This window comes from Streptomyces sp. NBC_01549 (genome assembly GCF_026339955.1).
GTDB lineage: Bacteria > Actinomycetota > Actinomycetes > Streptomycetales > Streptomycetaceae > Streptomyces.
The window spans coordinates 4939189-4950507 of record NZ_JAPEPW010000001.1 but is presented as its reverse complement, the minus strand read 5'-3'; the positions used below and the strand labels follow the sequence as shown (position 1 = coordinate 4950507).

Genomic DNA, 11319 nt, shown 5'->3' with positions numbered 1-11319 from the left:
TGCGGCTCGTCGCGGCCCCCTTAAATTATCAGCGACTAATACGATCTCCTCGCTCAGGAACCAGACAGAAATGTTCGGCAGGTCAAGTCGGCCCTCTGAAGGCACCGGGCGGGAATCGAGGAGGAATCGAGGAGGTCCGCCTCCGGGACCGCGGCGCCGATCGGTACACGACGGGGCCGCGGAAGGCTTCGGTCGTCGGCTCCCGGCCGCTAACCTGTGCGTATGCCTCGTTACGAGTACCGCTGCCGGACCTGCGGCGACACCTTCGAACTGAGCCGTCCGATGGCGGAATCCGCCGCTCCGGCGGACTGTCCCGCCGGGCACGACGACACCGTGAAACTCCTGTCGACCGTCGCGGTCGCCACCGGCGTGTCGGCGTCCGCGCCCGCCCCACGCCCCTCCGCCGGCGGCGGAGGCGGGTGCTGCGGCGGCGGGTGCTGCGGCTGACCGACCAGGATTTTTCAGGAAGTCTTCAGCTTTTCTTCGCCCGAATCCCCCGTTCGGCCCGGGCGTGTCGCGCTCTCAGACCGTACGTGGCCGCCGCACAGGCCGGGCACGGCCCGCGCTCAGGCCGCGCCTGGTCTCGCGCTCAGGCCGCGCCCGGGCGACCGCAGGCGTGCACGAACTCCCGCAGGATCCGCTCCCCCGCCGCGACCCCCCGCTCCGGGAGGGCGGTGATCGCCGGTGCCGTCCAGTCGGCCTCGGCGAGTTCCCCGTGGCCCGGCCGCCAGCCGCGGTCGGCGGCGAGCAGCAGGTCGGCGTCGAGGAGTGAGTCACCGGCGGCGAGCGTGAGGAGGGCGCCGGTGCGGCGGGCCACCTCGCGCACGGCCGCGCTCTTGGTGAGCGGCTTCGGCACGGCGTAGATCTTGCGGCCCTGCAGCGACACCGTCCAGCCCCGGCTCTCCGCCCAGACGGCGAGCTCCTTCACCCACTCCTCGGGCAGCAGCTCGCGCTCCACCACCAGATACGCGAACAGGTCCTCGGCGACCCGGTGCTTGCGGACCCAGACCGGGTCGGCGGTGGCCGCCAGATGGTCCCGCACCTCGGCCAGCGGCGCGCACTCGTCGGCGAGCCGCGCGGTCACGGCCGCGTGCCAGTCGGGGTCGGAGACACCGTCGACGAGCAGATGCCCGCCGTTGGCGCAGATCGCGTACTCGGGCGCGGGGCCCGGCAGGTTGATGCGCTGGTACTGCTTGCGGGTGCGGGTCGTGGTGGGCACGAAGTGGGCGGTGTCACCGAGCTCGGTGAGCAGCGCGGCGGCCGTCTCGGTCATGTACGACAGCGGCTTGGCCTCGTGCACCTCGACGCAGAGCAGCCGGGGTGCCCGCGCGTCCGGCATGGTCAGCGCGAGGGCGGCGGAGGAGTAGATCAGCGTACGGTCGAGATCGCTGGCGACGAGCACCTTGGGCGCGGACATCAGACCGTCACCGCCTTGCCGTCGGCGCCGGTCGCGCCGCGCGTGTACTTCGGGTGGATCAACCCCACACAGGTGTACGGGAGTTCGTCGACCTCCTCGACGGGCACCCCGCGCTGCTGGGCGAGCAGGCGTACGTGGTCGAGGTCGGCGCCCGCTCCGGCGCGCGCGAGGATCTTCCAGGGGACGCGGCGCAGCAGCACGCGGGTGGTCTCGCCGACGCCCGGCTTGACGAGGTTCACGTCGTGGATCTCGTACTCCTCGCTGATCCGCTCGACGGCCGCCCAGCCCTCCCAGGTCGGGGTGCGGTCGGCGGCGAGGAGCTCCTTGGCCTGGGCGCAGGCCGCGTCCGTGACGTCGGGGAAGTGGGCGGCGACGGCGTCCAGGAAGTCGACCGAGACGTCGGAGCCGGCGAGCTCGCGGTAGAACTTCGCGCCGTGGAAGTCGTACTCGCCTACCAGGTCCGAGCGCAGCACGGTACGCGAAATCAGGCCGGAGACCGTCGAGTTGAGGCAGGCGGAGGGGATGAGGAAGTCCTCGCGGGTGCCGTACGTCCGTACGCACGAGCCCGGGTCGGCGAGGACCGCGATCTCCGGGTCGAAGCCGGTGACGCCCTCGGCGGACTCGAACTCCCTGATGGCGTCGGTGAGTTCACGGGTGATGGCGCCCTTGCCGGTCCAGCCGTCGACGAACACGACGTCGGCCGGGTCGTGGTGGGCGACCAGCCAGCGCAGCGCGTTGGCGTCGATGCCGCGGCCGCGGACGATGGAGACGGCGTAGTGCGGCAGGTCGAGACCGTGCCGGTGCTGGGCCCAGCGGCGCATCAGGACGCCGACGGGGGTGCCCGCGCGGGCCAGCGAGACGAGGACCGGACGCGGGGTGGGGGTCCCCCCGCTCGAGCGAAGCCGAGAGTGGGGGAGCTCGGCCAGCACCAGCTCGGTCACCGCGCCGACGGCCTGGGCGATCCGGGCGGCCGAGGTGCCCAGGGCCGCCTGGAACAGCTCCTGGTACTGGGGGCTGGGCTGGTACTCGACCGGCAGCGACTCCGCGTAGTGGGCGCCGCCGCTCTGGATCGCCTCCTCGCGCTCCTCGGTCGGCGCCTCCAGCGTCACGTCCGAGAGATCCTGCAGCAGCCAGCCGACCTCGTCGGGCGCGTACGAGGAGAAGGCGGGGCCGCGGAGGGGCTCGGGGAGCATGGAGGGCCTTTCAGTGGACGGCCGTGCGGGGACGTACGACGGGACGACGGCGAGCAGGACGCTCGGGGTGTGCTCCGCGAGCCGGGCCAGCAGGCCGTCGGGGGCGTGCAGGTCGGGGGTGTCGCCGGTGGAGTCCACCACGGCCACGACCGCGTCGAAACCGGCCTCCGCGACGTTGTAGGCGTACCGCTCGCCCGGTCCGTCGTCGGGGTCGTCGTGGGCGGGGAACACCAGGCGCGTCCGTATGGCGTAACCCGGGTCGTCGAGGGCGAGCACCGGGGAGCGGGTGGTCGTGGAGTACCGCACCTCGGCGGACACCGTCTGCTCCAGCTCCGTGGCCAGCCTGAGCGGCGCGTACATCAGCTCCTCGAAGCCGAGCACGAGGACGCGCCGCGCCCCGTCCGGCAGCGCGTCGGCGATCCGCGCGGCCATGGCGGGCAGCGCCGCCTCCAGCCGTATTCGGTGCCCGGGCGTGAACCCGTGCCGTCCCCCGTCGGGCAGGTCCTTGGGCCAGTCGAGCTCGACGCGGACGGCACCGGTACGGCGCGCGGTGGGCGCGGCGGGCTCCCCCGGGCCGTCGGCCGCGGCCTTCTCGTACCGCGCGACCAGGGCCTGGCCCTTCTCCAGGACACCTTCCGGGAGCTTCACGGTGCCCGTTGCCGCGGCGACCAGGTCCACCCGTGCGCCGATCTCCGTCGCGAACTCCTCCAGACGGCCCAGGTCCGCGGCCGAGCGCATGTCGACCAGGGCCACGATCACGTAGTGGTCGCGCGGATGGCGGGCGTGGAGGTCGCGGATGGTGTTGAGGACCGTGTTGCCGGTGGAGAACTCGTCGTCGACGAGGACCAGGGGGCCCGGGCCCGCCAGCAGATCGGGGTCCTCCGGCAGCAGGAGGTGGGAGGTGGCGTGGGAGTGGGACTCCTCGAAGCCGCCCGCCGTGTCGACGCCGGGGACGGGGCGGCGGGTCGAGTGGAGGTAGGGCGCGAGGCCCACGCCGTCGGCGACGGAGTGGCCGAGGCCGGTGGCCGTCTCGGCGTACCCGAGGACGACGGCCGCGCGGGCGTCCTCGGTGCCGAGCAGCTCCCGTACCCGCCGACCGAGCGCGAACCCGTGTCCGTACACCACGGACGGCGACTGCGGGACGTGCTTGCCGAGCACGTTCGACACGAGCAGATGCGCCCGGCGGGGGTTGCGCCGCAGCGCGAGCCCCAGCAGGTCGGTCAGCCTCTCGTCACCGACGAGCTCGACTCCCAGCCGCTCGGCGACCCAGGTCCCCGTCCACACCACGTTCTTCATCGATTCCTTGTCGGTCGGTCGAGGCCGTCGGTCGAGGCCGGTCGGTCGAGCCGGCGCGGTTCACGCAGGCAGGGCGGCCGCGAGCAGTTCCACGAAGCCGATGTCCTCGTTCGCCACACCGAACACCTCGGCTCGCTGGAGGGTCCGCTCGGCCCAGGCGCGGTGCGGCTTCACTTCGTTCATTTTGTTCGTGTACGCCGACCGAAGCACACCCCCGCCGCCCCGCTCGGGCCTGAGGATGTCCTGGGCGTCGCTGTACTCCTCGTGGCTGACCACGGACAGCGCGTGCACCGCCGGGACGTGCGAGGGGTGGATGCAGGTCTTGCCGAGCAGACCGTTGGCCCGGTCGAGGGCGATCTCGCGCAGCAGCCCGTCCAGGTCGTGCTCGATCAGCGCCTGACGCAGCTCCTCGACCTCACCCTCCTGGAAGGGGCTGCGGCGCAGCTGCGGCTTGAACATGCGTTCCTGGACCCGGAAGTACTCCCACACGGGCCCGGTCACCGTGAACCCGGTGCCGTCCGAGCGCCCCAGCATGTTCACCACGTCCGCGATCACGGAGGCGACGATCTGGACGTCGTACGCGGTCATGTCGGGCGCCCTGCGCAGCCCGTACGCCGAGCAGAAGTCGGTGACGCCCAGGCGCAGCGCGAGGACGCGGTCGCGGTACTTGTCGACGACCCGGGAGATGCCCTCCAGGGTCTCCCGGCGGCTCTCCAGGTACAGCAGCCCGGGCGACTCCAGGACCGGCATCGCGAACAGCCGCCGGCCGCTCGCGGACTCGGCCGCGGTGAGCGCCTCCAGGAACGGAACGCCCCGCTCCTCGGTGAACTTCGGCAGGACGAATCCGGACAGCAGCCGTACGGACGCGCCGAGCCGCTGGACGAGGTCCGGGATCTGCCCGGGCTCGCGGACCCGTACGAACAGCAACGGGAGCAGCCCGTCGCTCTCCGGCCGTCCGGCGAGGTCGGCGAACTGCCGGACCAGGTTCTCCTCGGCACCCACGACCTCGGCGTCGTCGATCGAGTCCTCCAGGCACAGCACCATGGAGACCACGCCGCGCCCGGCCTGCTTGATGACGTCGTCGGCGAGGTGGGGTCTGGTCGCGGGGCTGTACAGGGTGGCGCCGAGGGCCGCCGCGAGCACGCGGGCGGGCGAGTCGGCGGTGAAGACGCACGGCTCCCGGTGGAAGAGACGCTGCCGCTCTTCAGGGGCGATATGCCCGAAATGACGCATGAAACTCCCCCGTGGCGGCTAGATGGACCTATGTGAGGTGGCCGGTAATAGTACGTACAAATCCATGTCAGTCGTTCCCACCAGGCGTGAAGTTCAGGTAACTCGGCCGTGTCGGTCGCCTGCACATCCCGACCGGCAATCCTTACCCCCGCGTTGTCGTGACCAGGACCGAGAGGGCAGGATGACCGCATGACGCACGCGATGCTGAAGGGGTCGAACGTCCCGCTGGACGCCACAGCGGTACGTGCCGTGCTGCGCTGGACGCCCGGACAGGGTGTTCCCGATGTCGATGTCTCGGCGCTTCTCCTCGGTCCCGACGGTCGTGTGCGATCCGACGAGGACTTCGTCTTCTACAACCAGCCACGCCATCCTTCCGGCAAGGTGTGGCGCCTCGGCAAGAAACGTGTCGCCGAGGGCCTCACCGACACCATCCAGACGGATCTGGCGGGTGTCGAGTCCGGCGTAGGACAGATTCTGCTGGTCGCATCGGCGGACGGCGTCACCTTCGACCAGGTAAGCGCCCTACGCATCCTGCTGTACGACGCCTCCGGCACGACCAGCGCGATCGGCTCGGACGGCGAACCGCTGGCCCACTTCGACATCAAGCCGGAGACCGGTACGGAGACGGCGCTGATCTGCGGCGAACTGTACCGGCGCGGTCAGGGCTGGAAGTTCCGCGCACTCGGCGAGGGCTACCCGAACGGTCTGGAGGGGCTCGCCTCCGACTTCGGGATCACGGTGGACGAGTCGGATCCCGAGGCCGCCGCACCCGTACCCGACGCGACCGCCTGGGCGGACCCCGCGGCCTCCCCGGAGACCTCGGTGCCACTTCCGCCCGAGCAGGCCCCTCCGGTGCCCCAGCAGCCCGCCTACGGCTATCCGGGGCCCGCGCAGACGGCTCCCGTCCAGCCCGCGTACGGCTACCCCCAGCCGACCAGCCAGCCCGCCTACGGCTACCCGCAGCCCCAGACGGCCCCGGCCGTCCAGCCGGCCTACGGATTCCCTCAGGCGGTCGGCTCCCTGCCCGACCCGGATTTCAGGCTGCCGCCACAAGGGCCACAGTTCATCGGACGCTAGGGCGTGTCCGGCGGATCAAGTCGGAGGGAAGCGACGGTGCCTTATAAGCACAGGTGAGCGGGGCTTGGTGCGTCCAGCTGCAAGGCGGAGGAGGGCGTCGACGCGGAGCGTCGGCAACCGACGACAACGCCGCAGATGGGCGTGCCAAGCCCCGCGTCTCCGGCATGATCCGCCGGACAGGCCCTAGCTAGGGCCCACTGCCGCGACAGGCGACGTCAACGGTCCGCCTTGGACTTGTACCCGCGCCCCCACTGCAGCCCCCACCCGTACAACCGGTCCAGCTCCGCCTGGAACCCGTACACGAACTTCACCTCACGCCGCACGGTGATCTCGCCCTTGTTGTTCTCGATCATCACCACCGCGCAGGAGCGGGCCTGCGGATGCCGCTCCTCGAGGCCGATCTCGATCCGGGGCCCGTTGCTCGGGTAGAGCGTGATGATGGCGTGCGTGCGGTCGAAGGCGGGCGTCTGGTCGTAGATGTAGACGAAGACCAGGAGCCGTTTGATGTCGTCGCGGTGGTCGAGGTTGACGTAGGCCGTCTCCCCGGACGCCGAGCCGAACCGGTCGTCACCGCTGAGCTTCACGTACGGCGGGTCGTTGATGTCGCCGAGGAAGTTGCCCAGCGGCTGCACCACACCCTTGGAGCCGTCCGCGAGCTCGTACATGACGCCCAGGTCGAGGTCGACGTTCACCATGCTCTGGGTGTGCGCCTGGACCACGTCCGGCTTGAAGGTCTTGAAGGGGTGCCGCAGCAGGCTGCCGCCCTGCTGGCCGCCGCCGATGTCCGACGTACGCATGCGCCAGGACAGGTTGATGCGCAGGTTGCCGGTGGCCGCGCCCTGTCTGGTGAGCGAGACCGTGTGGTTCCGCTTGGTCAGTTCTATGGAGTTGGTGGCGGCACTGCCGGAGTCGAAGTCCGTCGAGCGTCCGCGCCACAGGTCGTCCCAGAAGCCCATTGCCTTGTCCCGCCCCCTGTTGTCCGGATGTGCGGCGGGGCGGCCACGAGGACTCGTCCTCGACGGCCGCCCCGCTCAGAGCGTTCCTCAACCGGAGGGGTGCCAATCCCCGTGCACCGAGGGTGCGCCGCCTCTCCCCGGTCCGGAGGGCGTCTCACACCCCGGACGAGATCTCAGTCTTCTCGTCCGAGGCCGTCGCTTTTCCCTCGGCCTCCGCGAGCGCCTTGTTGCGGCGCACCGAGGACCAGAAGGACCAGACGATCAGGATGACACCGACGAGACCGGTGATGACCTCGTGGATCTGGTACTGGATGGTGACCAGGAGGATCACGGCGAGGGCGCCGATCGCGTAGTGCGCGCCGTGCTCCAGGTAGACGTAGTCGTCGAGGGTGCCCTGGCGGACCAGGTAGACCGTGAGCGAGCGGACGTACATGGCACCGATGCCGAGGCCGAGCGCCATCAGCACGATGTCGTTGGTGATGGCGAAGGCGCCGATGACACCGTCGAAGGAGAAGGACGCGTCCAGGACCTCGAGGTAGAGGAACATGAAGAACGCGGCCTGGCCGGCGAGGACGACGGCCGGCTTCTTCTTGCCGGTCCGCGCCGCCTCCTCCTCTGCCTCGTGCTCCCGCTCCTCGTCCTCCTCGAGTTTGTCCTCGAAGTAGCCGGAGAGTCCGCCGACGACCATGTACGTGATCAGGCCGGCGATGCCGGAGATCAGCACCGTCTGCGCCTTGTCGATGTGCGCGCCGCCGTGCTGGTGGGCGTGGACCGCGAACGTCATGGAGGAGACCAGCAGCACGACCAGCGCGATGCAGACCGACAGCATGTCGACCTTGCCGAGCTTGGCGAGCGGGCGCTCGATCCAGCGCAGCCACTGGATGTCGCGCTCCTCGAAGATGAAGTCGAGGAAGATCATCAGCAGGAACATGCCACCGAAGGCGGCGATCGCCGGGTGGGCGTCCGTGACCAGTTGCTGGTACTGGTCCTTGTCGGTCAGCGCGAGGTTGACCGCCTCGATCGGGCCCTTCTTGGCCGTGATCGCCACGATCACGACGGGGAAGACCAGTCGCATACCGAAGACGGCGATCAGCACACCGACCGTGAGGAAGATCTTCTGCCAGAAGGCATTCATCTTCTTCAGGATTCCGGCGTTGACCACCGCGTTGTCGAAGGACAGCGAGATCTCCAGGACGGCCAGGATCGCCACGATGCCAAAGGCGGTCCACCCCCCGTAGATCACCGCTGCGACCAAGCCGAGCGCGGTGACCGCAAACGACCAGCCGAAGGTTTTCAGAAGCACTGGCTACCCAATCATCGTGTGTGTACGGGTCTCCCCCGCGCCGCACTCGGCTTTACCTACTGTTGACCACGAAGTCTAGAGGGCCGCCCCTTCGGCTGACTCGGGCGGGCCCTAGGAGACATTGACTCCGAAGTCGAGCGCGATGCCACGCAGACCGGACGCGTACCCCTGACCGACCGCTCGGAACTTCCACTCCTGGTTGTAGCGGTAGACCTCGCCGAAGATCATCGCCGTCTCCGTCGAGGCGTCCTCGGAGAGGTCGTAGCGGGCGAGCTCCTGGCCGTCGGCCTGGTTGACCACACGGATGAACGCGTTGCTGACCTGGCCGAAGGTCTGGCCACGGTTGTCGGCATCGTGGATGGAGACCGGGAAGACGATCTTGTCGACGTTGGCCGGCACCTTGGAGAGGTCGATCAGGATCGACTCGTCGTCGCCCTCGCCCTCACCCGTGAGGTTGTCGCCGGTGTGCTCCACGGAGCCGTCCGGGCTCTTGAGCTGGTTGTAGAAGATGAACCACTCGTCGCCGAGCACCCGGCCGGAATTGCACAGCAGGGCGCTGGCGTCGAGGTCGAAGTCGGCTCCGGTGGTGGAGCGCGCGTCCCAGCCGAGCCCGATCATCACGTGCGTGAGGTTGGGTGCGGCCTTGGAGAGGGAGACATTGCCTCCCTTGGCGAGCGTGACGCCCATGATGCTGGTCCTCCCCGAGGTCAGACTTTCAGTTGTGCCGCGCGGCCTGCGCGCGGTGGTCCAGCGGGTCCGGCGCCGCCCATGAAGGGTGCGGCGCCGGACCTGGAGCCGAAGGCCGTACGGCTCAGACGTTGACGCCGAAGTCCTGCGCGATGCCGCGCAGGCCCGAGGCGTAGCCCTGGCCGATGGCACGGAACTTCCACTCCGGGCCGTTGCGGTACAGCTCTCCGAAGACCATCGCGGTCTCCGTCGAGGCGTCCTCGGAGAGGTCGTAACGCGCGATCTCCGCCTCGCCGGCCTGGTTCACCACGCGGATGAAGGCGTTGCGGACCTGGCCGAAGGACTGCTGGCGGTTCTCGGCGTCGTAGATGGAAACCGGGAACACGATCTTCTGGACGTCGGCGGGAACGGCGGCGAGGTTGACCTTGATCTGCTCGTCGTCGCCCTCGCCTTCACCGGTGATGTTGTCCCCGGTGTGCTCGACCGAACCGTCCGGGCTCTTCAGATTGTTGAAGAACACGAAGTTCTGGTCGGTGCTCACCTTGCCTTCGGCGTTCGTGAGGATGGCGCTGGCGTCGAGGTCGAAGTCGACGCCGGTGGTCGTTCGGGCGTCCCATCCCAGACCGACGATGACCGCGGTCAGTCCCGGGGCCTCCTTGGTCAGCGATACGTTGCCGCCCTTGCTGAGGCTGACTCCCACGAGTCCTCCCAATGGTGTCCAGGGGCGGGGAGCCCCGTCGTGCGTTGGTATCGGATCAACGTGTCGATCCTAGTGACGGGTTCCCGCACCCTGCAGGCCCTGCGACCGAACAATCACAGGGTGTCGGGCTCACAGAGTGTCGAGCGCCTTCACGTACTCGTTCAGGTCACGCGCGTCCGGCAGACCGTTGACGACGGTCCAGCGAACGACGCCCGCCTTGTCGATGATGAAGGTGCCGCGCACGGCACAACCCTTGCCCTCGTCGAAGACGCCGTACGCGCGTGAAGTGTTGCCATGCGGCCAGAAATCGGAGAGCAGCGGGTATTCCAGGCCCTCCTGCTCGCCGAAGACGCGCAGGGTGTGGATGGAGTCGTTGGAGACGGCCAGCAGCTGGACGTCGTCGTTGACGAACTTCGGCAGTTCGTCGCGCAGGGCGCACAGCTCTCCGGTGCACACGCCGGTGAAGGCGAACGGGTAGAAGAGCAGCACCACGTTCTTCTCACCGCGGAAGTCGGACAGCTTCACGGTGGCGCCGTGGTTGTCCTTGAGCTCGAAGTCCGGTGCCTCGGTGCCGACCTCGATCGCCATAGTCACACGCTTCCCTTCCAAGGGCCTGTTCGGGTGAACCCCACCCTACGCAGCACCCCCCGGCCCCACCGGCCACGCCCCGACGCACGCCGCGCGGGATGCCCCGGGGCATGGGGGAGGCCCCCGACGGCGGGACGCCGACAGGGGCCTCTTGGGTGGTTTGGTGCGGCAGACGGAGCGAGAGCTCAGCGCTTCGACTTGGGTGTGGCCAGACGCGTGCCCGACCACTCCTTCCCGACCGAGATGCTCTTCGTCTGGGAGAGGCCGGCAGTCTGGGCGGCGTCACTGATGTCGCTGGGCTCGACGTAGCCGTCCCGGCCGGTCTTCGGGGTCAGCAGCCAGATCATGCCGCCGTCCTCAAGGAGACCGATGGCGTCCACCAGAGCGTCCGTAAGGTCGCCGTCCTCGTCGCGGAACCACAGCAACACGACGTCAGCGACGTCGTCGTAGTCCTCATCGACCAGATCCTGGCCGATCAACGATTCGATACCTTCACGGAGCTCGTGGTCGACGTCGTCGTCGAAGCCGATCTCCTGGACCACCTGTCCGGGCTCGAACCCCAGCCTGCCGGCCGGGTTGGTCCGCTCCTCCGCGTGGTCCGCGGTCGCGCTCACGGCTTGCCTCCTGATCATGTTTCGGTAGATGTCTCAGCCACGCGCGTACGCGAAGCATTGGCCGTAGTCCACACGGGCGGGACGGATCGCGCAAGTACCCGGCCGTCGAGACCGCCGAAACGGTGACGATCCCGGCGGTGTCGGCGCAACCTCAGGCGAGGATTCAAGGCCATAAGTGACACACACCACACCCTTCTGCCCCATTTGTGGATTTCGGAACCCTTGGAGCGTACGAGACCCGAACGGCTTTGCGGA

11 protein-coding genes are annotated in these 11319 nt (G+C 69.2%); 2 read left to right on the top strand and 9 right to left on the bottom strand.

Annotation, left to right across the window (positions count from 1 at the left end):
- Positions 1-222: 222 nt before the first annotated feature.
- Complete coding sequence (locus OG819_RS21940; RefSeq protein ID WP_266414233.1) at positions 223-447, top strand: zinc ribbon domain-containing protein; 225 nt, start codon at positions 223-225, stop codon at positions 445-447.
- A 142-nt stretch (positions 448-589) separates the two neighbouring features.
- On the opposite strand, the gene OG819_RS21935 is transcribed toward OG819_RS21940, so the two are convergent.
- Genes OG819_RS21935 through OG819_RS21925 form a run of 3 tightly spaced genes read right to left on the bottom strand, consistent with a single transcriptional unit; the run spans position 590 to position 5139 of the window.
- Positions 590-1417, bottom strand: coding sequence for an HAD family hydrolase (locus OG819_RS21935; protein WP_266582303.1), 828 nt, complete (start codon positions 1415-1417; stop codon positions 590-592).
- Positions 1417-3906: a phosphoribosyltransferase gene (locus tag OG819_RS21930; RefSeq protein WP_266650921.1), complete on the bottom strand. Its 2490-nt coding sequence runs from the start codon at positions 3904-3906 to the stop codon at positions 1417-1419. The genes OG819_RS21935 and OG819_RS21930 overlap by 1 nt, the downstream gene beginning before the upstream one ends.
- 60 nt (positions 3907-3966) lie before the next feature.
- A complete protein-coding gene (locus tag OG819_RS21925) occupies positions 3967-5139 on the bottom strand; it encodes an HpcH/HpaI aldolase/citrate lyase family protein (protein WP_266624464.1) in 1173 nt (390 codons plus the stop codon).
- A gap of 189 nt (positions 5140-5328) precedes the next feature.
- Here OG819_RS21925 and OG819_RS21920 point away from each other — a divergent pair, with 189 nt between their 5' ends.
- The gene (locus OG819_RS21920) at positions 5329-6216 is read left to right on the top strand and encodes a TerD family protein (RefSeq protein WP_266650920.1); all 888 of its coding nucleotides are present in this window, start codon (positions 5329-5331) and stop codon (positions 6214-6216) included.
- A 215-nt stretch (positions 6217-6431) separates the two neighbouring features.
- On the opposite strand, the gene OG819_RS21915 is transcribed toward OG819_RS21920, so the two are convergent.
- From OG819_RS21915 to OG819_RS21890, 6 genes are all read right to left on the bottom strand, one after another.
- Entirely contained in the window at positions 6432-7172 is a 741-nt protein-coding gene (locus OG819_RS21915) for a Tellurium resistance (RefSeq protein ID WP_266414223.1), read from the bottom strand.
- Positions 7173-7326: 154 nt separating this feature from the next.
- Positions 7327-8475, bottom strand: a complete 1149-nt coding sequence (locus OG819_RS21910) for a DUF475 domain-containing protein (protein ID WP_266650919.1) — start codon at positions 8473-8475, stop codon at positions 7327-7329.
- Between the two features lie 111 nt (positions 8476-8586).
- On the bottom strand, positions 8587-9162 hold the full coding sequence (locus OG819_RS21905; protein ID WP_054230997.1) for a TerD family protein: 576 nt from the start codon (positions 9160-9162) through the stop codon (positions 8587-8589).
- A gap of 124 nt (positions 9163-9286) precedes the next feature.
- Positions 9287-9862: a TerD family protein gene (locus OG819_RS21900; protein ID WP_067369433.1), complete on the bottom strand. Its 576-nt coding sequence runs from the start codon at positions 9860-9862 to the stop codon at positions 9287-9289.
- A gap of 129 nt (positions 9863-9991) precedes the next feature.
- Positions 9992-10450: a peroxiredoxin gene (locus OG819_RS21895; RefSeq protein WP_266421819.1), complete on the bottom strand. Its 459-nt coding sequence runs from the start codon at positions 10448-10450 to the stop codon at positions 9992-9994.
- A 185-nt stretch (positions 10451-10635) separates the two neighbouring features.
- A complete protein-coding gene (locus OG819_RS21890) occupies positions 10636-11064 on the bottom strand; it encodes a DUF3052 domain-containing protein (RefSeq protein WP_054231000.1) in 429 nt (142 codons plus the stop codon).
- Positions 11065-11319 lie beyond the last annotated feature (255 nt).